The organism is Scytonema sp. PRP1, from assembly GCF_036697665.2.
GTDB classification, from domain to species: domain Bacteria; phylum Cyanobacteriota; class Cyanobacteriia; order Cyanobacteriales; family Nostocaceae; genus Kalymmatonema; species Kalymmatonema gypsitolerans.
The window spans coordinates 172,031-193,722 of sequence record NZ_JBAHYJ020000132.1; the positions used below are offsets into that span (position 1 = coordinate 172,031).

General features: G+C 43.6%; 20 protein-coding genes. 12 read left to right on the plus strand and 8 right to left on the minus strand.

Annotated features, from left to right (window positions below):
• Positions 1–5: 5 nt before the first annotated feature.
• The 8 genes from V5G28_RS34990 to V5G28_RS35025 all read left to right on the plus strand — a co-directional run bounded on the left by V5G28_RS34990 (position 6) and on the right by V5G28_RS35025 (position 7,419).
• Positions 6–377, plus strand: coding sequence for a TSUP family transporter (locus tag V5G28_RS34990; protein ID WP_332996208.1), 372 nt, complete (start codon positions 6–8; stop codon positions 375–377).
• Positions 378–620: 243 nt separating this feature from the next.
• Complete coding sequence (locus V5G28_RS34995) at positions 621–1,760, plus strand: BMP family ABC transporter substrate-binding protein (protein WP_332996210.1); 1,140 nt, start codon at positions 621–623, stop codon at positions 1,758–1,760.
• A 3-nt stretch (positions 1,761–1,763) separates the two neighbouring features.
• The gene (locus V5G28_RS35000) at positions 1,764–1,997 is read left to right on the plus strand and encodes a hypothetical protein (RefSeq protein ID WP_336231547.1); all 234 of its coding nucleotides are present in this window, start codon (positions 1,764–1,766) and stop codon (positions 1,995–1,997) included.
• Positions 1,998–2,604: 607 nt separating this feature from the next.
• Positions 2,605–2,805, plus strand: a complete 201-nt coding sequence (locus V5G28_RS35005) for a hypothetical protein (protein WP_332996215.1) — start codon at positions 2,605–2,607, stop codon at positions 2,803–2,805.
• A gap of 194 nt (positions 2,806–2,999) precedes the next feature.
• Positions 3,000–3,878, plus strand: coding sequence for a polysaccharide deacetylase family protein (locus V5G28_RS35010; protein ID WP_332996217.1), 879 nt, complete (start codon positions 3,000–3,002; stop codon positions 3,876–3,878).
• Positions 3,879–4,212: 334 nt separating this feature from the next.
• The gene (locus V5G28_RS35015) at positions 4,213–4,803 is read left to right on the plus strand and encodes a sporulation/spore germination protein (RefSeq protein ID WP_332996218.1); all 591 of its coding nucleotides are present in this window, start codon (positions 4,213–4,215) and stop codon (positions 4,801–4,803) included.
• A 173-nt stretch (positions 4,804–4,976) separates the two neighbouring features.
• Positions 4,977–6,617, plus strand: a complete 1,641-nt coding sequence (locus V5G28_RS35020) for a DICT sensory domain-containing protein (protein ID WP_332996220.1) — start codon at positions 4,977–4,979, stop codon at positions 6,615–6,617.
• Positions 6,618–6,627: 10 nt separating this feature from the next.
• Positions 6,628–7,419: an SAM hydrolase/SAM-dependent halogenase family protein gene (locus tag V5G28_RS35025; protein WP_332996222.1), complete on the plus strand. Its 792-nt coding sequence runs from the start codon at positions 6,628–6,630 to the stop codon at positions 7,417–7,419.
• Between the two features lie 52 nt (positions 7,420–7,471).
• On the opposite strand, the gene V5G28_RS35030 is transcribed toward V5G28_RS35025, so the two are convergent.
• Positions 7,472–9,067: a sensor histidine kinase gene (locus V5G28_RS35030; RefSeq protein WP_332996224.1), complete on the minus strand. Its 1,596-nt coding sequence runs from the start codon at positions 9,065–9,067 to the stop codon at positions 7,472–7,474.
• A 279-nt stretch (positions 9,068–9,346) separates the two neighbouring features.
• Between V5G28_RS35030 and V5G28_RS35035 the strand changes: the two genes are divergently transcribed.
• Both V5G28_RS35035 and V5G28_RS35040 read left to right on the plus strand, forming a co-directional pair.
• The gene (locus V5G28_RS35035) at positions 9,347–10,024 is read left to right on the plus strand and encodes a general stress protein (RefSeq protein ID WP_332996226.1); all 678 of its coding nucleotides are present in this window, start codon (positions 9,347–9,349) and stop codon (positions 10,022–10,024) included.
• A 277-nt stretch (positions 10,025–10,301) separates the two neighbouring features.
• The gene (locus tag V5G28_RS35040; RefSeq protein ID WP_096564355.1) at positions 10,302–10,793 is read left to right on the plus strand and encodes a BON domain-containing protein; all 492 of its coding nucleotides are present in this window, start codon (positions 10,302–10,304) and stop codon (positions 10,791–10,793) included.
• 222 nt (positions 10,794–11,015) lie between these two features.
• Here the strand turns inward: V5G28_RS35040 and V5G28_RS35045 are convergent, their stop codons facing one another.
• The 3 genes from V5G28_RS35045 to bioF form a co-directional block, all read right to left on the minus strand.
• Positions 11,016–12,314 carry a hypothetical protein gene (locus tag V5G28_RS35045; RefSeq protein WP_332996230.1) on the minus strand — a complete coding sequence of 433 codons (1,299 nt, stop codon included), beginning with the start codon at positions 12,312–12,314 and terminating at the stop codon, positions 11,016–11,018.
• A gap of 35 nt (positions 12,315–12,349) precedes the next feature.
• Positions 12,350–12,985 (minus strand): hypothetical protein, encoded by a 636-nt coding sequence (locus tag V5G28_RS35050; RefSeq protein WP_332996232.1) that lies wholly within the window; start codon positions 12,983–12,985, stop codon positions 12,350–12,352.
• A gap of 1,018 nt (positions 12,986–14,003) precedes the next feature.
• A complete protein-coding gene (gene bioF / locus V5G28_RS35055; RefSeq protein WP_332996234.1) occupies positions 14,004–15,173 on the minus strand; it encodes an 8-amino-7-oxononanoate synthase in 1,170 nt (389 codons plus the stop codon).
• Between the two features lie 151 nt (positions 15,174–15,324).
• Here bioF and V5G28_RS35060 point away from each other — a divergent pair, with 151 nt between their 5' ends.
• Complete coding sequence (locus tag V5G28_RS35060) at positions 15,325–16,188, plus strand: class I SAM-dependent methyltransferase (RefSeq protein ID WP_332996235.1); 864 nt, start codon at positions 15,325–15,327, stop codon at positions 16,186–16,188.
• A 142-nt stretch (positions 16,189–16,330) separates the two neighbouring features.
• On the opposite strand, the gene ruvA is transcribed toward V5G28_RS35060, so the two are convergent.
• Positions 16,331–16,966, minus strand: a complete 636-nt coding sequence (gene ruvA / locus V5G28_RS35065) for a Holliday junction branch migration protein RuvA (protein ID WP_096564350.1) — start codon at positions 16,964–16,966, stop codon at positions 16,331–16,333.
• Positions 16,963–17,712 (minus strand): sucrose-phosphate phosphatase, encoded by a 750-nt coding sequence (locus tag V5G28_RS35070; protein ID WP_332996238.1) that lies wholly within the window; start codon positions 17,710–17,712, stop codon positions 16,963–16,965. Before V5G28_RS35070 ends, ruvA begins: the two co-directional genes overlap by 4 nt.
• A 226-nt stretch (positions 17,713–17,938) precedes the next feature.
• On the opposite strand from V5G28_RS35070, the gene V5G28_RS35075 reads away from it, so the two are divergent.
• Entirely contained in the window at positions 17,939–20,302 is a 2,364-nt protein-coding gene (locus V5G28_RS35075) for a sensor histidine kinase (RefSeq protein WP_332996240.1), read from the plus strand.
• Between the two features lie 80 nt (positions 20,303–20,382).
• On the opposite strand, the gene V5G28_RS35080 is transcribed toward V5G28_RS35075, so the two are convergent.
• Together V5G28_RS35080 and V5G28_RS35085 are read right to left on the minus strand one after the other, a co-directional pair.
• A complete protein-coding gene (locus V5G28_RS35080) occupies positions 20,383–20,703 on the minus strand; it encodes a putative quinol monooxygenase (RefSeq protein ID WP_332996243.1) in 321 nt (106 codons plus the stop codon).
• 4 nt (positions 20,704–20,707) lie between these two features.
• Positions 20,708–21,625 carry an SDR family oxidoreductase gene (locus V5G28_RS35085; protein WP_332996245.1) on the minus strand — a complete coding sequence of 306 codons (918 nt, stop codon included), beginning with the start codon at positions 21,623–21,625 and terminating at the stop codon, positions 20,708–20,710.
• Positions 21,626–21,692 lie beyond the last annotated feature (67 nt).

Genomic DNA, 21,692 nt, shown 5'->3' on the forward strand with positions numbered 1-21,692 from the left:
TTTTTATGTCTAATATAGCCATCCAATTGTTGCTTATTGGTTTAGCTGCTGGGGTTGCAGGAGGTATGTTTGGCATCGGTGGCGGTGCAATTATGGTACCGGCAATGGTGCTTTTAATAGGTATGGATCAAAAGTTTGCCACTGGCACTTCTATTGCTGCTCAAATATTGCCAATCGGTATTTTGGCAGCAATAGTTTACTATCGAAACGGCAACGTCAATATCAAATATGCTGTGTTTATTGCAGTTGGTCTCATAATTGGCAATTTGTTTGGGGCGCTGTTTGCTAATCAGCCCTTTATTAGCAGTGAAACAATGAAAAAGCTGTATGGCATCTTTTTGTTACTAATTGGTCTGCGGTATTTACTAGTACGCTAACGAGAATTAACAATTTCACTTGCTTTGGAGGGTGGGAAAGACCACCCTTTTATCAATAGACTTCTTGCAAAAATTGATTTTTCCTGAGGGGAAAACTTATAACTTAGTACGGAGAGCACAGTATTTTTTCTGAGTGATGTGTTCTTCTTTATTCTGTCAAAGTTTATCTTTAGTTTGTATAATCGAAAGCATTTATATCTCAATTATTTATAACAGTTTGACTTGGTAGACAAATTGATAAATATGCAGCGTCGAAAATTTCTAAAGTATGCCACTTTAGTAGGAACTGGCTTTACGTTTGCTGGCTGTAGTGGCGGTCAGTCTCAACCACAAGGTGAAGTCCCAGTCCGAGCTTCCCCTATGGCAGCGAATGAAGTTCTCAAGGTAGGATTTGTATATGTTGGATCTGTGGGTGATTTTGGGTGGACTTATGCCCACGATTTAGGTCGCAGAGAAATGGAGGCAAATCTTCAGCAGAAGGTGAAAACGACTTTTGTGGAAAATGTCAGCGAAGGTGCGGACGCTGAGAGGGTGATTCGTCAATTGGCATTAGAAGGCAATAAGTTAATTTTTACAACTTCTTTTGGCTATATGAACCCCACAATGAAAGTAGCAAAAGACTTTCCCAATGTTGTTTTTGAACATTGTACTGGATACAAACGCGTCAGGAATGTCGGTACCTATCTGGGACGCTTTGAAGAACCGCGATACCTAACTGGTATGATTGCTGGCAAGATGACAAAATCGAATGTGATTGGTTTTATTGGTTCATACCCAATTCCTGAAGTCATTCGCGGAATAGGTGCGTTTACGCAAGGACTGCAACAGACAAATCCCAAAGCAAAAGTGAGGGTGGTTTGGGTGCAAAATTCGTATGATCCAGCTAAAGAAAGAGAAGCTGCCCAAGCTTTAGTTAATTTAGGTGCGGATGTCCTAACGCAGCATATCGACTCCGTCGCTCCTATTCAACTAGCAGAGGAAAAGGGTATTTATGCTTTTGGCTACAACACTGATATGAGTAGGTTTGGTGCAAAAGCTCACCTAACATCAGCCATTAATAAATGGGGTAAATTTTATACAGATAAAGCCTTGGCTGTGATCAACGGGACTTGGAAGTCTGAGGAAGTTTGGTATGGAATTGCTCAAGAAATGGTGGATATTTCGCCCTTGAATCCTGTAATTCCTCAAGATGTTCAACAATTGGTAATAAGGAAACGCGAGGAATTTATGAGCGGTGCTGCACATCCTTTTGATGGTCCGGTGAAAGACCAAAATGGTGTGGTGCGAGTCCCCAAGGGTCAGGTGTTGGGCGATAAGGAACAACTGGCGATGGATTGGTATGTTGAGGGAATTGAGGGAGGAATTCCCAAGGTAAAATCTTGAAAAATGAACCGCCCTAAGCGATTGCCCAAGGGGCACGCAAGAGAGCGCAATCGCATTTCTGCAATCTACAAAGGGCTAGTTTCTCCCCTCAAGTCATTGTGGACACTTACGAATGAAGCAATCGCCAATCATTATTTTGAATCCATTGAGGAACTCGAAGAAGCCTTAGTTGCCAGTTGCCAAGTCCTACTTGAACAAAAAGGTTTCATTAGTAGATTAACCTGCTACCACTGGTGACCAAGGACTGCTGTATACGATAACTCATCAACCAGATTTCATATAACCATTAATGGGATGGAAATCTAACTTATTGATATTTAAAATGTCTTATTGACACTATGCGTTTGCCCTGAAAGTTTTCCTAATTGGGAAAAGGCAACTATGACCATACGCTACTCATCGTATTTTCCTACTATGTACGACGCTGATTCCAGCCATCCAGGATGATTCGATTTTATCTTGGTGGCTTCTACCTTTTTTTGTTCTATCTTTTGCGGTTTGCTTAAAACTAAGCCAGTCACAAGTCCGACCAAGAAACTTGAAGAGATTGCTAATATCATACGGAAAGAAAAAAGTGATAAAAAGTTAACTAATTAATACTACCCGGTATAATTTGAAGCTCCGGAAATTTTGAAAGGTTAAAAAATAAAAAAACAATTAAGCTTTGATATAGTTCTTATAAAGAAAAAAAATGATTTATGTGTAAACAATAAAGAAAGTGAAAAATATAGTTTTACAAAGTCTTAGGAAGCGAGTTATTGGAGAGTGAACTAGGACTTGTGATGTTTGGTGGGGCGATCGCCCTGGTTGTTTTCGCGCTTGGTGGAAACCAGAAAGAATTCTCTTGGATGCTTACTTATTTGGCGCAGTCAGTGTAATTGGGCTAATCTTACAAGGACTGGCAGTTGATATCTCTCCTTATCTTTTGTCTTCCTTGCCCTATTTGGCAACTATCCTTGTACTGCTCATTATCTCGCCCGATGCCAAGAGCATCCAACTGAGGGTACGCGCCTCGCTGGGACAACCCTTGGGTCCTAATGATTAATATGTAGCGATATATACTAAAATTTAAATTTTTGTTGTATATTATACAAAAAATGTCTAATATATCTAAAATTACTCTTTTTTTGTGTAATCAGCTAAAAATCATAGTTAATATAGACTATTGACTTTTGACCATTGCTGAAATAATCAACATAAGTTATATATTTTGAATTTTGCCTGCGTGAATTTTTAATTATGCAACCTCCATTTTTTCAATCAATGACACAACGTTCGGTTCTGAAATTACCGAATAATGCCAGAGTTGCTGTTTCGGTGGTGATGAATGTTGAACACTTCACTTTTGGCAAACAGGGGACAGCAATTCAACCTGATTTAAATAGTTATCCAGAAATTGCCAATTATGGTTGGCGCGACTATGGCAATCGAGTTGGGATTTGGCGCTTATTTGACTTATTCGCTGAATTAGAAATTCCCGTGACGGCAGCAGTGAACGGCGAAATCTGCACACTTTATCCGGAAATTATCGCAGCCATGCAGCAACATCATTGGGAAGTGATGGCACACGGTCTTAACAATTCCAAAGGTCATAGTGGCATGGATAGGGAAGCAGAAATAGAAATAATTGATAAAACGCTGAGTTTACTAGAAGAAGCCACTGGAAAAACTCCAAAAGGTTGGTTGACACCGGGGTTTTCGGTTACAGAATCAACGTTTGAATTGTTGTATTCTGCGGGAATTCTTTATACTGCTGACTGGGTAAACGATGACCAACCCTATTGGTATTATTTACCCAACGGACGCTTGTTGGCAATTCCCTATACTCTCGAGACCAATGATATTACCTTATGCTTGAATAACCGATTTTCTGGTGCAGAATTTGCCCAAGCGATAGAAGATCAATTTGACCAACTTTGGTTAGATGGAGAATCTCAAGGGCGGGTTATGACTATTAGCTTGCATCCGTTTATTGTGGGTCAGCCACTGCGGTATAAGTATTTAAAACAATGTTTGTTACATATTAAAAATCAACCTAATACATGGTTGACAACAGGTGAGGGCATTTATGAATGGATGACTGAAACCACAGGAGTCAAGACACCGCAATATGAATAAGACAATGAATAAAAAGACTAAGTATGGTAGAAATAAAGTTAACTCGTTCAGTCATTAGTCATTAGTCATTAGTCATTAGTCATTAGTCATTAGTAAGAGGGCGCGAGTTTCAGGCGTTATTACCTTCGCTCTTCTTCGCTCTGTTTATTCCTACCTATTTAAGAAATTGAGCAAAAAACTGAAAATGTGACAAATGGCAAGATTTCAGTAAGATTACTGATTGACTAAGGGAACGCTATTTGAAAATATGACGAATGTTCATAAGTCCAGAATTTATGCGGATTTGATGGCAGCAAAAGTGTAGTCAATAGCAAAAGTTAGGGACAATAGAATTATGAACAAAGTTATGAAGCCCAGCAAAAAATATGTTGTTCCGTTTATGGTTGTGGGTATAGTTGCCAGCCTCAGCAGCTGTAGTTCTCATCCCATCTCTCATCATCTTGAAAGCACAATGCCAACAGCCAATACAACAACTAACAGCCAACTTGCTGCACAAGCAGCAACTGATAGCATATCTTCAACTGAAGAAATGTCAAACCAAAATAAGGCTTCTTTGAGTTCTGTCGCTGTTACTAAAAAAACTCTTCACGTCAGCCTATTTACAAGTGATACTCAATGTCAAGAACTGATTCCACAACAAGTCTTAGTACCAAAGCAAGAACCTGTGATAAGTGCGGTGGGTAACATCATAAAGCAATTTGACAGTGCTGATTTTAGCTTGTCTGGGTATAGTGTCACTGTCAAAAATCGAGTCGCAACAGTTGATTTACAAATATCCCCTGATTCCGAGCGTCAATTCACTTCTCTTTCCAGTTGTGAGCAGTTTGCTCTATTTGGCAGCGTTCGCAAAACTTTATTAAGTCATGTTGAATGGAATATTAAAAAAGTTCGGTTCACGCACCGAGGGGAGGAAATAGTTGTTTGAAAGAAAGAAAATAAAAGATAAAAATATTTTTTATTCATTATTCTGTCTTTATATAGAAACTATATCCGCTGCTCAACTATCTTTAGAAGCTAGGATTTTTTGTGGCTTTCTTATAAGATGAGAAGCGAAGGCAATATCGTTTGGTTAGTCCTTTTCCTTGTTGTGCTTTGCCCATGAATTTTTCTTTTGCTCAGGATGTGTCCGTTTATCAGCTGGCTTTGGGAATGCAAGCGCCTCCTCAACCATTGCCCCATAGTCCTGCTAGTCTACTGTCACTTGTCAGATCACAAATTGATTTACTTATTGAGCAACAGATTGCAGCCACTTTGTGGGTAAAGCTACCACCAGGAAAAATTTGGCACTCAGAAATTGAACGCTATCACCAACAACTGAGAATATCTGACGTCATTCGTACTTTGCATATTGAGGAAAGTCAGGAAAGCAGCAGAGGAATAGAGGGAGTAGAAGAGAACACCTGCGTGGGTGGGTTCCCTGATTTGAGCGGGCTGTCGAAGAGCGAAAATGCGCACAGTAGGAGTGAAAAACTCTCCGCGTCACTGCGTCTGCCAACGGCAGTCCCACGCCAGTCGCACGACATACACACTCCAACGAACAGAGGCAACGCCTTGCCTCCTCAATTGGAACCACAGGGGAATAGCTCCTCAATGGCAACTTCCCCACCGGGTAGCCTCCTGTGTGCGTCTTCTGATATACGAATACAGAGCTTACCAAATAGCTTGTTGCGTAGGGAATACTTTCTGATGGTGTTGTCGCCGCAGTTTTGCTTTCTCATTCTGGCTCATAGACCATTTAGAAGACGCAGAAATAATTCGGCAACGAACAGAAAAAAAAACCCGCAGTTACTTGCTATAAGTACCTTTGATGGAAAAGTCATTCAGCGAGTGTTAGATGTTATCAAACAGGGGATAACACCAGAATCATCCGTGTTTATACCGAACGATTTTATTTGTCCCGCCGCAAGCGAGCCAGCACTCATAAGTCAACTGTTGGCAAAACAACTCCAGCAACAGGATGAAATTCATCGTCAAAGAACGACAAAGCGTCTTGCGCAGATGCAGCAGCAAAATCAGAAATTGCAGGAAACTCTGCAACTTCAAGATGAATACTTGAGCAATGTGTGTCAGGAACTGCGCGCGCCTTTAACACATATGAAGACAGCCCTGAGCCTTTTAAATTCCCCTAATCTTAAACCCCCTCAGCGACAACGTTATTTCCAGATGCTCAAACAAGAGTGCGATCGCCAAAATGCCCTGATTACTGGTGTGTTGGATCTGGTGCAGTTAGAGCGCAATTTGGAGCGGATACCTTTGGAGGCTGTGCGTCTGTCGGACATTGTGCCTGGAGTCGTTAGTATCTACCAGCCCTTAACCCGAGAAAAAGGTCTGATGTTAGCCTACACTGTACCTACTGACCTTCCACGTGTTTGGTGTGTGAGCGGTGGGCTGAGGCAGATTGTGATTAATCTGCTTTCCAACAGCATTAAGTTCACCCCCAAAGGTGGACAGGTTTGGGTACGAGCACGTGTTCAGGGTGATTATGTCCAATTAGAATTTCGCGATACTGGTATTGGTATTGCCGATAGCGAGATTCCCAAAATCCTTGAGCGCTTTTATCGCGTACGTCCAGTCGCAACTGAAGATCCTGGTGGTGTTGGTTTGGGCTTATCAATTGTGCAATTATTGCTATGGCGCTGCGGTGGCTTTTTGTCTGTAAAAAGTAAACTCTATGAAGGTTCTACTTTGACTGCGCAGCTAGCGATCGCCCCTGAAAATCCACCACAATCATCCTTTTGAGACAAACTTTATGTTCATCACCTTGATTGCAGATTATGGTAATGGTGACCCAGCTTTTGCTGAAGTGACGCAACGTTTACTCATAGGACTACCGGAAGCACAGATTCATACTCTCTCAGTTCCTGCTTTCAGTACTCTGGCGACAGGTTTTTGGATTGCCCAACTTGGTCTTAACCCCGGTCCCCAAGAGCGTTTAATTTATCACAACTGCGCGCCTCGTCAAGATGATAAACAACCTAGACTGGATAATGAAGGCGAAGGACTCACTTATGCCTTGCTACCCAATGGCGTTACAGTCGTAGGCGTTAATGCTGGTTACAGTCTCTCTTTTATCAAAGAATATGCACAAAAAGTGCATATAGTCAAGGTTTCTAGAGGTGGGTCGCAGTTTCGTTCTCGTGATGTGTTTCCCAATGCGGCGGCGGCGATTGCTCAAGGCGACTTTAGCCTTTTAGGAGAAGTTTTGAACCCAAGCAATATACCCGATCCCCCGAGCGATCGCGTTGCTTGGATTGATGGCTACGGTAACATCAAAACCACCATCCCATCACATTCTGTCAACCTCAAACCTGAAGAGAAGGTCGTCGTCCGCGTGGGTGATGTCGTCAGTGATGCAGTGTACTCCGATGGTAGTTTTAAAGTGCCAGAAGGAACTTTAGCTTTTTCTCCAGGGAGTTCTGGTTGGTCAATGGCTGATGGGTCAAAATCAGTTCGTTGGATGGAACTATTTCTGCGTGGTGGTAACGCCTGGGAACGCTTCGCCAGACCCCGTGTTAATCAGTTAATTACTCGCATCGGCTAGCAACGCCGAAAAGAGCTTGGCTTTCCATAAATCAGATGCCGGTGATCAACGATTAATTCTTCACTTCCCACTTTTGCTGACTGCTGACTTCCAAGGGAAGGAAAATCGTTAGTACTTCTCCGTGACGCGGACGTTCGCGCACAATCAGTTTACCGCCGATCGCCTGAAACAAATGCTTAGTTGCAGCGAGATTCAAACTTATCGTACCCGTTTCTGGTTGGAACATCAGCAATTGACCAAGAGCTTTGCGAATTGGCGGTGTGCAGGTCGATGCTGATGCTTTCCCATTATCTCCAGCTTGAGGTAACGGCAATAACTGTAATTTAAGTTGATCCCCAGCAGGAATGACTTGTACTTGAATATGGCTACCACCGGGTAAGCTGCGGGTGAAATTCTCCATCAAACCAGTCAGAACCCGATCCAACATGGTAGGATTACTGATGACAGTGGGTAACTGCTGAGGTAAAACCACATCCAAAGTCAAGTTCCGCCGATTTGCTGCTTCTTGCCAGCGAGGGATGCTTTGCTGCAACACTTGCTCGAGAGACATTGGTGTCAGTTGAGCGTGTGTGCATTTTACGGTGGGAGATGTTTCCAGTTCTGCTGCTCTAAAGAGCAACTCCATCCGGTCAATTTGCTCAGTGCATTCACGGTCAATCAGTTCCAAACGCTTGATAACGTTGGCAGGCAGATCACGCTGTTTGAGCAGTAGACGAGTGATGGTGCGGATGGTAGTCAGAGGGGTGCGAACTTCATGAGCAAAAGCTTGCAGCAACTCTACATCAGGACGAGGTGAGGAGAGATGGGGAGATGGGGGGCTAGAGGTTGCCACTTTGTAGGGTGAACCAGAAGCGTCTGGTGCAGAAGTTCCTATAGAACGAAGTGCCCCTTGGGCAATAGAGGACTTTGGGCTTCCCTCTAGGGTTGGGGAATAAGAAACTTTGGGTTCGCACAAAGTAGAGTTGGCGGGCAATGAAGATTCGTTGTGTCCCCGTGTTCCCGTGTCTTCTTCTGGTTCTGGAAATTGCGTTAGCAACAACCGAGTGAACTCCATCACTATGCGATAATCTGGAGTTTCTGGAGAATACTTTTGTACTAATTTCTCTAAATCGGCAAACAACTGCGGATGACTTAATCTGACTCGTGCTCCGAGCGATCGCCATGCTAACTCAACGACTTCTGGATCAAAAGAAAATGAAAAACTTTTATCACCATTGGTGTCTTGTGCTAAAACCAGCACTAATCTAAACTGCTTGGTGAAAACCAAACAAAACTGCTCCCTAGCCAATGGATCTGTTCCTAACAGAGGTAAAACTGACTCACCAGGAGCAAATGCATCTGCCACAGCCACAGCATGAGGCATTTGAAATGGCATGAGTGCCAAGGGGTTAAATGGCTTTGCCGTAAAAGTGACTGTCTGTAAGCTTTGAGCTAGTGTTGGTTCGCTGAAGACAGGTGCTGGCGCAGCTAAAACTAATCCTTGGGTATCTTCAGGTAACGCTGTTGCCAAGGTATTTAATAACAACTGTTGTGTCGCCGCTATGCTTACGCGCCACTGCTGCTGTGCTTTGACAGATGAGCATTCAGCTATTGTTGATTGACTATTTGCTAAAACTTCGCTCAGACTTGGCAAGATCCATTTGTACACAACTTTTCACCCCTTCAATAAAGAGCGACTGACAGCATTTTGGGCAGGCATTCACTACTTATTTACGAGGTTATAAGGATTTCTTTGTTAGTGAAAGTCGTAGAACCGAACAATTGGAGCGCAATTTCCCCTGTAACCAATCTGTTGATAGATGCTTAGCTTACACTTGCGGACGATGCAAGTTAGACCAAAACAAGGCAAAACAGTAATGTGAGCGCAAAACAAAGTAGAAACTACATAATTTTGTGCTTATTTTTCGCTATGAAATGGAGGAGTAAAATGGCTTTGGGCGAACACAAGCGTGCTGTTGGGGTATTTTCTAGCCGTCGTGAAGCTGAGTATGCACTTAGCGAACTCAGAGATGCTGGCTTCCCGATGAATAAGATTTCTATCATTGCTAGAGATGCGGCTCGTGAAGGTGATATTGCTGGTGTCGAAACGCAAAAGGGTGTTGGCAACAAAGCTGATGAAGGAGCCGCAACCGGAGCAGTGACCGGTGCAACATTAGGGGGTATTACTGGCTTGCTCGTAGGTTTAGGTACCTTGGCAATTCCTGGCGTAGGTCCTATATTACTTGCAGGCGAAGTAGCTACAGCTCTGGCGACAACTGCTGTTGGTGCTGGAATTGGTGCAGCAACTGGCGGATTATTGGGTGCGCTCATTGGTTTGGGAATTCCTGAAGAACGAGCCAGAGTATACAATGATCGGGTCTCTCGTGGTGATTATTTGGTGATAGTAGACGGTACAGATGATGAAATTCGTCATGCTGAAACTGTTCTGACAAACCAGGGTATTCAGGAGTTTGGGATTTATAATGCACCTGGTGTTGCAGACACTCGTACAGATTACACTGATCGCGTTGTCAACAATCAACCTCCGCTAACCAACAATCAACCTCCGGTAACTAACAATCAACCTCCGGTAACTATTGTTGACCGTCGGGATGCAACTATTTAATGAGTCGTCAGTCATGAGTCGCTCATTAAAAAACTACTTTCTCCGGACTATTGACTCTTGAGTCTGGACTTTGAAAGATTCGCTCCTCAACCTCACACAATTAACAGTGTTCAGTTATCAGTCAGTTATCAGTCAGTTCCCGTAATTGAAGTCAGGGAATTTCTACAACGATTTGGGTGTTCTTGTATCTGTTTTGTAGATAATAAAGATAACTGTCTGCTGTTAATAACTGCTTATGTCAATGAAACTTTTAAAACATTCAAGTGGAACAGAGAAGATGAACAAGTTTATTCCATTGATCATTAGTGGCGTTATAGCTGTTGGTGCGGTTGGTTGCGAAGAACCCCCTTCTAGAACGAGTGCAGATGCTCCTTCGGGAACAACTGAAAACGTTAACGCTCCAACAAAAGAAACTGCTGAAAAAACTCAAGAAGACGCTACCGGTCAAGTTCGTAAAGACCAAATAGAGTCTGACATTAGAGCACGCGAACAACGTAACAATGCTACTGGCGGTGATGCGCAAAGAGCCGATGCTGATTTAGAAAGCGAAGTTCGCGGCAAGTTAGAGGCGAATTTGCCAGCTAGTCAGTTAACAGTTGACGCTAAAGAAGGTGCTCTGACTGTAGCAGGAACTGTTCCTACTCAAGAACAACTGAATAAAATTCCTACTTTGGCGCAAGAGATTAAAGGTGTCAAAAGTGTGAAGGTTGAGGCAAAAGTAGCTCCAGCGCAACCTAATTCAAACACGAACAATCAACCAGGTCAGTAGCAAGTTTTGTAGCTCATAAGGCTACCATAGGCATCTACCATACTAAATTCAACAACTAACGCTCGCATTCTTCAAGGAAACAGAAGAATGCGAGTACTTCTATATTTGAGCTAATACCGTTTTGAAAAAAGAATGCGACACATGATGGCTCATATATAGGTTCTATCTGTCGCTATCATTTTTTGAATTGGTATAAGCCACCAAATTGCAGAAGGGAAAAACTTAGCCTTTTGTTTGTGTACGCCAGTGCTTGAGAGTGACCATGTAAATGAAAATGATCATTAATACAAGGGGCGTTATTGTTGTTGGCTCCGGTACCTTCTTCACTTCCTGTCCAGGCACAGTTACGGGAGGAGTGGATGGCACTTCAATGATTTGGTTTTCACCGGGAGGACCACCATTGCCGCTAGGAGGAACAGACCCGCTGCCACCAGAGGAAGAGGAAGTGCCAACAGGCGGTGTAGCTGCGATGCTGCTACCACCGCGACCGGAGGAATCACCGCCACCGAAGGAGAGAAGAAGTAGCAGTAAAGCAAGACCGGCACCGCCAATTAGCCAAGTTGGAAAAGAACTCCCTGAGCCTTGTTGCAATACGGTATCTTCTGCTATGTTGCCAGGAAAATCAACTTGTGCAAGGCTGGAAGGAAGATCAAGACTGATCGCTTCTGGCTCTAACCATACTGGAGATTCCCATGAAACGACTTCTCCAGCGACAGTTTCCCCAGCGAACCAATCAGCTTTGGGAACGCCAAGATTTGGACGGTTGAAATCACCACCATCTGGTGAATATGGCACGGAGAGTTCTTTGAGAATGGTCTCTTTGAGAGACTGTTCATTACCATTCAACGCAAGCTTGGCTGCTGAAAGTTTCTCCGAGAAAAACTTGGCTTCCTCCGGCTTTAGACCCATAGCTTGAATCTGCTGCTGAGCATCGGGAATTTTTGCAATCTCCTGAAGCAACAGACGTCCATAAGAGTATTTCAAATCCAGCAAGGCATTGCGAGGATCAAGCGAGTTTCCACCTCCAGAAGGTGCCCAGTCAAAGTTTTTGGTGACTTGTCCCAGACCTTCTTGAGGAGTCTGACTTACCGTCTGCCCAAGAAGATACCGATACCCGTCCACGATATCAGGGTTGTTGTTCTCCCAGAATGAGGCGTACGGTATTTGAGCAAGATTGGGATTGTTTCCATAAAAGGAAGCGAAATTGCGGAAGTTTTCTTCCCCACCAGCGGCTTTCATCAGCAACTGCTCGTAGGTTGGTCCACCATTCGACTCAAGTATTTTCTGGAAGACTGCTCCAGCCTTGTTACAAGCGGCACCAAATCCTACACTACATGCAGGAATGCCTCGCATTTGGCTTAAATCTCGCCCTGATACCTGGTACTGGAGATAGTTTTGCTCCAGTCCTTGTTGGATACCATAATGTCCAACGTTGAGTTGAGCAGAAGCAGGTTGAGATGCATTGACTACTGTTGCAAAGGATGATACTGTAACTACAATTTTTTGAACTTTTGACTTCAAGGGATTTACCTCCAACAAGTAATTTTCGATGCACCTTATGAGACTGGAGAGGAAGCGAAATTCTGAGGCGAGTTGATGTTAATTGTGATTGCTGTCCCCTTAAGTTTTTCGCCTGTAACAGAGTGGTAGATGACAACAGCGCTGTTTGGTTGGTCGAAGAGGTAACCACGACTAGAAGGTTGTACCTTTGCTTCCTTCACTAAGGAAAAGAAGGATTCCAGATATCTGCGTATACTTTCACGGTTCCCTTGATTTGTCTTTGTATGCTTGTCTATGAGTGTCATGAATAAGTCCAGGCTGCGGTTGTCCTGCCCTTCAACGAGAATGCCGCCCTTTAGGAAAGAACTGGCTACAAGCTTTCCATTGATTTGTTGGACTTTTAATAGGGTGTAATAACGTCCCTGCTTCCTAGAATCACTTGCATAACAAACCCAGGCACCATCTGGGTTTTGTGTAAAACCTTGCTGCCCTAAGTAGGAAAGCGGTTCTTCACTTTTCTGGCTCATTAGTGGAGGTAACAAATCTTCCACGGCATCCGAAGAGCAAAGCTTCTGCGTCGTTTTTTGTTGGGGAGTCGTTGGAGTCTCTTGCGCTATTACAAAGTAAGGCATAACAGCAACAGCAGATAGAGAGATAGCAAATGTACTTAGTAAACGAGTAAATATATTCATGTTTTTCTTTATAAGAAGTTATTGGTCTTTAAAAGTTATTGAGGAATACCTTCTGTCGAAGAGTGTCCTATTTATTTCTTTTGTTCTAGATACAATTATCTAGATATTATTTCCGTATTTAGTTAAAATTCCCTATAAATATTTAAAAAGAATGTGTGAATAATTCGTGTTGTGGCTAAGTAAAAATAAGGAACAACCATCCTGCTGAGATTTTCCCTCTTTTCCCTTGTTGAGCTTAAAGGTATTAACAACAAGGCTTTTAAATTTTATTCTTCTAAATAATTTGATGAGATCTCCTGATAACCATAAGCGTTTTTACCGATGGAACCTCGATTCACTTCCTGTCACCTGAAATGTGATTTATGAAGCCAACTTTAAATTCTCGTAAAGTCTCATTATGAAGCCAGCTTTAAATTCTCGTAAAGTGTCATAGCGTTTCTTGTTGCTGAGACTGCACCGTGTATACAACTGATTTTTCGCTATAACCTTGCGTACAATATCCGTATATGAAACACTGTTGAAAAATTGTACGGCTTGAAAACTTAGTTTATATATCAGCCGTGATTTATGAAATCTAAAAAATCTTTGGTTGATTCATGAGAGTTTTGGGTGCAATGATCATTATTTTGCTTTCTTTGCTAAGTTTTTGGACAGTATACTACTAGCTTTGTTGCTGTTTTAGCACCCAGATAAAAACATACTAAGCAGTGACCTGAGTCACAACATGAATCTCAAGCTCTACATTATAGTTATGAGCAGGATTATATATATCAATCATCTAGTTGACTAGGCAGTGATCTGAGTCACAACAGTAAAGAGCTACATTGTCACAGGACAATTACCATAAATAAAATTTACTCAGCAGTGATTTTAATCACAATATTCATGTGAATCTCTGCCAGGATATTTTTAGCAAAATAATAGGGTGGGGATTGCGATATTTTTCAACGCAACTGTGTATATGCCGTCAAGACGAGCCTCCTACCCAGTTCTACAACTTCGGTGGGAACACAACCAATTACGGGAAAACTTGCGCAAGTATCTCTACCAATTTCTCAATATGCGCTGGTTGATGAGTTGCCATTAAAGAAATCCGTATTCGACTGGTAGGAACGGTTGGGGGACGAATAGCCGGGGCAAAAATGCCAGCAGCTTTCAGTTGCTTTCCAGCTTTGAGCGCATCTGCTGCACTTGGCAGTTGAAAGCAGAGGATGGGTGAGGAAGAGGGTAGTAATATCAGCGATAGTGGCTGCTGTTGCATGAGCTGTTTGAGTTGGGCTACATTCTGCCATAATTGGGCGCGGCGTTGCGGTTCTTGCTGTACTATTTTTATTGCTGTTAGGGCTGCTGCTGTATCGGCAGGAGAAAGCGCAGTAGTGTAAATCCAGCTAGGTGCGCGATTCCGCAAAAAGTCTATTAAGGTTGCACTTCCCGCCACATATCCGCCTAGACTACTCAAAGCTTTACTCAAAGTTCCAATTTGAATTAATTGCCTTCCCGTACATCCGAAATGTTCTACACATCCAGCGCCAGTTTCTCCCAGTACCCCTGTGGCATGAGCTTCATCAACGAGCAGCATACAGCTAAATTCTTCAGCTATATCCAACAGTGCAGATAAAGGACACAAATCACCATCCATGCTGAAGACGCTATCAGTGATGATAAGGCAACGTCGGTAGTTTTGCCGGTGTTGACTCAGTTGGGTTCTTAATGCTTCAACGTCACAGTGAGGATATTCAATAATGGTTGCACCACTTAAGATTGCCCCGTTTTTGAGACTAGAGTGATTGTACTGGTCAGATAAAATGAAATCACGTTTGCCTACAAGCGCAGTTATTGTACCCACATTTGCTAGATAGCCAGAACTGAATACTAAAGCATCTTCTGTTTGTTTGAGAGATGCGATCGCTCTTTCCAACTCCCTATGTAATTCTCTATGTCCGCTGAGTAATCTAGAACCTGTCGCACCCGTACCAAATTCTTGCACAGCAGCAGTAGCCGCTGCAATCAACCGCTGATCCCCAGCCAATCCCAGATAGTCATTACTGGCAAAATTAATCACCTCTCGTCCTTCCAAAAGTACCGTTGCACCTGGAAGACCGTGGATTGTTTGTACTGAACGATACCAGTCAGCACGGTGAATTGTAGCCAGAGATTCTTCTATCCAAGCGTAAGGGTCTGTAGGCACGGTAGAGAAGTGAGCGAAGTTGTTTTTTCCTACTTAATACAATTAAGTTCTAGTTATTAACTATAAAACAAATTTATAAGTAAAACTCGTACTCTGCTTGTAAGTTTATCTTTAAACTACTTGATAGTAATTCAAACAAACTTATACACAAATGCAAGCTAGTGACTATGACAAAATCATCCACACTGCTTTCATGGTTAGCAAAGCCCGACAGTTCACAGATATTCCTTATGCCAAGGAATTGGCACAATTGGTAGAAGCGCAAGGATTGGTAGAGCTATCTGAATCACAAAACCAAGACAAAAGTGCTTTGCTTACTGCACGTGTGGAAGCTCGCTATAAAGCCGTCAACCAAGTCATGGCTCAATATCAAATAGGGCAAGTTCTAGAACTAGCATCCGGTTTGCTACCGCGTGGTCTTTTCATGTCTTGTCATCCGAACATCACATTTATTGAAAGTGATTTGCCCAGAATGATTCGTTGCAAACAGCAACTAGTTGAACAACTCGTTGGGAAACGTCCCAATCTGCACTTTCTCTCAATTGATGCTACTAGCCGTCCAAGTCAGTTTTTGAAAAGTGTTGAGCTACTAAAAGTCGGACAGCCAATCATAATTTTGTGTGAAGGGTTGCTGACACATCTGAATATGGCAGAAAAACAACTTGTGTGTGCCAATATTCGCGAGATGCTTCAACAGTACGGTGGCGTCTGGATTACCCCTGACTTTATTGACACAGCTAGTTTAAGGCAGTCACAAGAATTTGACCCTTCTTTACAGAAGCTATTACAAACAGGTACTAACCTTACAGGCAGATCTTTGGTGAATAATAATTTTACAACACTTGAGCAGGCACGGCAATTTGCTTATGAGCAAGGTTTCTGTGTGGCAGAGCACAGTATGTTGAACGTGATGGATCAGTTAAGCTGCTTGAAAATCTTGGGCATTGACACACAAGTCGTAAGGAAAATGCTTGGGCTTTGGTCTATCTTTGCGCTAACTCTGGATGTCTCTTGATTTTCAACGGGTTGGAGCAAACCATGACAAAACCTGACTTCCTTCACTCGCGTGTACTCTTGAGGCACCCATAGATATATAACGATTCATACACGGTTTAGTCGCCTCCTCAGGGAGATGACTCTGTGGCTTAGGTATCCAACTACTGACTATATTCGCTGCTGAGATGAGCGATCGCCTGTTTAATCCACTCCTCCACATAAGCATCTTTAGGGAGTCCAATGTCTTCACTCACCACATGCAAGGCGTGACTTACCTCATTGGCAGTGTAGCCCAGTGCCAAGAGCGTCATTTGTACCTCTTCTAGAATACTTGGTGCAGGACCGCCTGTCGCGACGAAGAATCCTGCTGTCTTACGCCACTCTACCAACTTGCTTTTTAGTTCCAAGCATAGGCGTTCTGCGGTTTTTTTGCCAACACCAGGGGATTGAATGAGTAATTGAGTGTTGCCGGCAATAATCGCCTGCACTAAGTCTGGGAGTTCCAAAGTGTCCAACAGGGCGATCGCCAAAGCGGCACCAACCCCACTGACACTCAACAAATGGCGAAACAGATCTCGCTCCCCAGGTGAACCAAAGCCGTAAAGCAATGGCACCTCTTCTCGAATCTGGTAATGGGTAAAAATTTGCACTTCGCCTCCAGTATTTGGCAACTGCTGTGCCAGTCGTGCAGGGATTTGCAAATCGTACCCCATACCATTCACTTCCAGTGTCAGTGTATGGCGATTACCATTATTGTTTTGGATACCAGCAACGATTCCTTTGAGATAACTAATCATTCTAAGAAACCAAAATGTTTTAAGCCTTCTAGTATTCCACCAGCACAAAAATTTGTTGCCAGGTAACGGTAGTCAGCAGGATGTTCATTATGCCATTGAAGTAGCTCTGGGCGAGCATTTCCGACAATAATTCCTTTTTCACTACCAGCAGAGAATAAAGCAATATCATTACCAGAATCGCCACAAACAACCGTTTGCTCTGCTACAAATTTCCACTTTTGGCGGAGAAACTGTACTGCCTGTCCTTTATCGCTGTGATGGGGCACAATGTCAAGGTCTATACCGCTACTGTAGATTAACTTTATATTTAAACCACTTGCTTGCAACTCTGACTGAAGTTGTGGTAAAACCCTTGCAGATGGCTCTTCTTGCAGGAAAAAACTCACCTTGAAAGGACGCTGTTCTGAGTTTGGCTGCGGAACCAACTCAGAAAATTGAGTCGTTTTTGCGACTACAAGGTCACGGTTCCAACCAGATGAAAGTTTTTCTGACCATTCTGAATCAGGATTGCCACTACCGTCAAGATAAATTTCTGTTCCCACAGCTAAAATCAGGGCATCTGGTTCTAAAAGATTTTTTTCGTCTTTAAGTTCTTGGTAAAGAACAGGCGATCGCCCTGTCGCATAAACAATCTTGCTGCCATGTTCTTGGCGTGTCTGTTGCAGGCGATCGTTGAGTTCGGTCAGCGCATTGTCATCGCCAACCAGGGTATTGTCTAAATCGGTTACGAACAGAAATTTAGCCACAGCAACCTCTTTTATTAGCTTTACCACCAAAAAGTTTATGCTGATTTGGCACCAATCTCATCTGTTTTCGTTTTTAGATAAGCAAGTTGACCAGTTATGCTAAAACCATGATCTGATTAATCTAAACGATTTACAGGCGTTGAATTTAATATAGTCAGAGAAATTTACAATCATCATCAGCCCTTGAGGTTTTAACTAGATCTATGCAACACCGGAGGATTTTGGAGTGGCGACCATTTTTAGGTTTTTACATAACTTAGCAACTGCCAAGCGAAATCCTCTCCACAGCCTCAGAACCCGGTTAGGGCTGGCAATTGGCAGTGTTGCCTTTGTGCTGTCAATCTTAGCAAGTCTGATTGTCGGGCACACTACCAGCGAACAGGTCAAAGTCGATGTTGGTCAGTCGCTAGCCCAAATCGCTTACCAGATGGCTGATAAGTTAGACCGAGGGATGTTTGAGCGCTATCGCGACATTCAAATTATCAGCGCACTGGATATCATCCGCAATCCAGATTCTGTCTCACAGCAGCGTACACTCTTAGAAAAACTGCAAAGTACTTATACTGATTACGCTTGGATAGGTTTAACTGATAACAAGGGTATTGTTCAAGCCAGTACAAGAAAATTATTAGAAGGTAAGGATGTTTCTCAAAGACCTTGGTTCATTTACGGGCGAAGAGCAACCTACATCGGTGACGTACATGATGCTGTAAAACTGGCGAAATTGCTACCCAATCCGACAGACGAACCACTGCGTTTTGTAGATATCGCGGTTCCTGTGACCAATCTTCAAGGTCAGCCACAAGGTGTTTTGGGTGCTCATTTAAGCTGGACATGGTCTAAAGAGGTGGAAAAGTCCCTGTTACCCACAGTACAAGAACGCAACAAAGAAATCTTTGTCCTCAGTCAGAATGGTGATGTTTTGCTAGCCCCTCCCGAGTTTCACGCTGTCAATTCCCTATCCCTTAAAAGTATTAAAGCCGCGCAACGCGGGATGAATGGTTACCTGATTGAGAATTGGTCGGATGGTCAGAGTTATCTAACTGGCTACGCTCAAAGTGTTGGTTATCGGAATTACCCTGGATTAGGGTGGTTGGTGATCGTACGGCAAAAAACTGATGTCGCATTTGCTCACATAAGGCATATACAACAGGAAATATTTATTGCGAATATGATACTAGGTATATTGTTTGCTGTTTTAGGTTGGCTTGTGACAGCAGCAATTACCAACCCCATGTTGGCGATCGCCAAAGCCGCCAACTACATCCGTCAAGGTAGGAAACAAGTTAAAATTCCCGTTCTGCAAGGTCAAGATGAAATCGCCAATCTCTCTCGAAACATCAGCCAGCTCGTTTCGACTTTAACCGAGCAGGAAAAAGACCTCAAGGCAAGTAACGCCCAGTTGCAGCTAGAACTTACCTCCAAGCTTATGGCGCAGGAAATGCTACGACAAAGCGAAGAGAAATTTCGCCAATTAGCAGAAAACATTCAAGAAGTTTTTTGGCTTCAAGACTTAAAAATCTGCAAAATTATCTATATCAGTCCTGCATACGAGCAAGTGTGGCAACGCAGCCGCGAGAGTTTGTATGCTAACCCCAATTCCTGGTTGGAAGCTATTCATCCAGAGGACAAAGAGCGCGTAGTTACTAACATACACCAAAATACATATAGCGCCTACCAGAATGAATATAGAATTGTGCAGCCAGATGGCTCTTTACGTTGGATTTGGGATAGCAGTTTTCCAGTTTACAACAATCTTGGAGAAGTCTATCGTCGAGTAGGAATTGCCCAAGATATTACCGAGCGTAAGCTTGCCGAAGAAACACGTTTAGCACTAGAGAAAGAAAGAGAAATTAGTAAAATAAAATCCGACTTTATTACCATTGCATCTCACGAATTCCGAACGCCGCTAACGACTATTTTGTTATCTTGTGACTTTCTCCATAACTGTGGCGAGCAATTATCTTATGAGAAAAAAGAGCGACATTACAATAGAATTAAATCAAGCGTAAAACATTTGACTCAGATATTAGAAGATGTTTTAATTATCGGCAAAACAGAAGCAGGAAAACTTAAATTTGAACCAACTCCCATAGATTTAATCAGCCTTTGCTTAGATTTAGTCGAACAGCTACAGTTGAGCGCTGGCGAAAAGTATCATCTCAACTTTGTTGAGCAGTGCGTTTACGGCTGCAAAAGAGAAGACCTACCTGTGATGGATGAAAAACTGCTTCGGCATATACTCACCAATTTACTTTCAAATGCCATAAAATATTCTCCACAAGGAGGTACTATTCTCTTTGAACTTATTTGTGACAATAAAAGTGTTATTTTTCGTATTCAAGATGAAGGTATTGGCATTCCACGAGAAGACCAGCCCAAGCTATTTACCTCCTTTTTTAGGAGTAGTAACACAGCCAATCTTCCTGGAACCGGACTAGGGTTAACTATTGTCAAAAATGCAGTTGAATTGCACGGAGGACAAATTACTCTGGAAAGTCAAGTGGGTGTAGGTACAACATTTACGGTGGTACTGCCAATAAATAACACAGTTGCAGCGGAGAAAACCTTGATGAAAGGAAGTGGTTAGTCGTTAATCGAATTAGTCGAGACACTACAACCCCCACTAAAGCAGTAGAAAATAGCGTTAGGGTTTGCCAGAGCATTTGGTCAGGCGTGATACACCTCGGTCACTTCATAGAGGTGAGGATCGAACGAGGCGATTTCAGCAACCCTTTGTGCAAAGGGCAGGATAGCTGGATTATCCCTCACAGATTCAAACGCTTCACGGCTTTGCCACTGGGCGTAGTTCGTCACCCGTACACCGTCCAAGCTCTTATGGATACTCGCAGAAACGAAACCCGGTACGTGCCGATAGATGGTGTTCAGCGCTTCTGCCAGCAGTTCTACAAGCTGTTGTTGAACCTCCGGTTTGCAGGTGTGGACGGTGATGAGCGTTACCAGTGGTTGTCCTTTTTTGATCGCGATCATGTCCTTAACTCCTCATCATAGATACATAAGACCCATGCTCAAGCTCGTCAATAATGGACAGAGCTTCAGGCGTCCAGCCCAACAATGCCTTGGTTCGCTCCGCGCTCAAGCGCTTCTCACTGGCGATCGAGTCCGCCAGATCCCCATACTGCTGGTGGGCTTCCTCGATTGCCCAAGCCTCTATCCGATCGCCATACCCCAGAGTCCGGCTGATTGCCGCCACAATCTCCCGCATGGTGATCGGTTCACCCGCAACAGCATGGAGGACTGAGCCTGCGGGTGCTTTTTCGAGCGCGAGAGCATAGAGATCGCCTAGATCGTCGATGTGAACGGTTGACCAAGCATTTTCGCCATCTCCGAAAGTACGCCCTACCCCCGCTTGGCGTGCCAATGTAATCAAGAGATTCACCAGTCCACTGCCACCACGACCGTAGACCAGACCGGGACGCACCACAATGCTACGCACGCTGCGGTTGGCGGCACCGAGAACCAACCGCTCGATTTGGGCACGCACCTGCACGAAGAGGGGCGGATTGGGGACTACATCTTCGGCAGCAAGGGTCATCCCCGTATCACCGATCGTCCCAGCACCGCTCGTATAAATGAAGGCACCCCCTGTACCTGCGTTTGCATCCAGCATGACCGAAACAGCAGCTTGCTCCGCAGCGTAGGATTCGTCCATCTTGCTCCAGTTGTCATAGTTGAAGGCGGTATGGATAACTGCCTCCGCATTTTTGGCAGCACTGGCGAGACTGGAAATATCCTCCAAAACACCGACATAGGGTTGAACCCCCATGTCTGTGAGGCGCTGTGCCGATTGTTCGGATCGGGCAAGCCCAATGACCGTGTGATTTCGGGCGATAAGCGATCGCACAACCGCGCTACCAATGTACCCTGTTCCGCCTGTCACAAAGACCTTCATTAGAGTTTCCTGTATTGTGCCAAATTCGATGGTAGACACTCGCCAGAAATCTGTCTTGTCAATCTCG

Bases quoted from the DNA above. Each gene is read 5' to 3' on its own strand.
- V5G28_RS35000 (WP_336231547.1), top strand. From the start codon at position 1,764: ATGAACCGCCCTAAGCGATTGCCCAAGGGGCACGCAAGAGAGCGCAAT.
- V5G28_RS35060 (WP_332996235.1), top strand. From the start codon at position 15,325: ATGCAAGCTAGTGACTATGACAAAATCATCCACACTGCTTTCATGGTT.
- V5G28_RS34990 (WP_332996208.1), top strand. From the start codon at position 6: ATGTCTAATATAGCCATCCAATTGTTGCTTATTGGTTTAGCTGCTGGG.
- V5G28_RS35020 (WP_332996220.1), top strand. From the start codon at position 4,977: ATGAATTTTTCTTTTGCTCAGGATGTGTCCGTTTATCAGCTGGCTTTG.
- V5G28_RS35040 (WP_096564355.1), top strand. From the start codon at position 10,302: ATGAACAAGTTTATTCCATTGATCATTAGTGGCGTTATAGCTGTTGGT.
- V5G28_RS35010 (WP_332996217.1), top strand. From the start codon at position 3,000: ATGCAACCTCCATTTTTTCAATCAATGACACAACGTTCGGTTCTGAAA.
- V5G28_RS35025 (WP_332996222.1), top strand. From the start codon at position 6,628: ATGTTCATCACCTTGATTGCAGATTATGGTAATGGTGACCCAGCTTTT.
- V5G28_RS35035 (WP_332996226.1), top strand. From the start codon at position 9,347: ATGGCTTTGGGCGAACACAAGCGTGCTGTTGGGGTATTTTCTAGCCGT.
- V5G28_RS35080 (WP_332996243.1), bottom strand. From the start codon at position 20,703: ATGATCGCGATCAAAAAAGGACAACCACTGGTAACGCTCATCACCGTC.
- V5G28_RS35050 (WP_332996232.1), bottom strand. From the start codon at position 12,985: ATGAATATATTTACTCGTTTACTAAGTACATTTGCTATCTCTCTATCT.
- ruvA (WP_096564350.1), bottom strand. From the start codon at position 16,966: ATGATTAGTTATCTCAAAGGAATCGTTGCTGGTATCCAAAACAATAAT.
- V5G28_RS35015 (WP_332996218.1), top strand. From the start codon at position 4,213: ATGAACAAAGTTATGAAGCCCAGCAAAAAATATGTTGTTCCGTTTATG.
- V5G28_RS35085 (WP_332996245.1), bottom strand. From the start codon at position 21,625: ATGAAGGTCTTTGTGACAGGCGGAACAGGGTACATTGGTAGCGCGGTT.
- V5G28_RS34995 (WP_332996210.1), top strand. From the start codon at position 621: ATGCAGCGTCGAAAATTTCTAAAGTATGCCACTTTAGTAGGAACTGGC.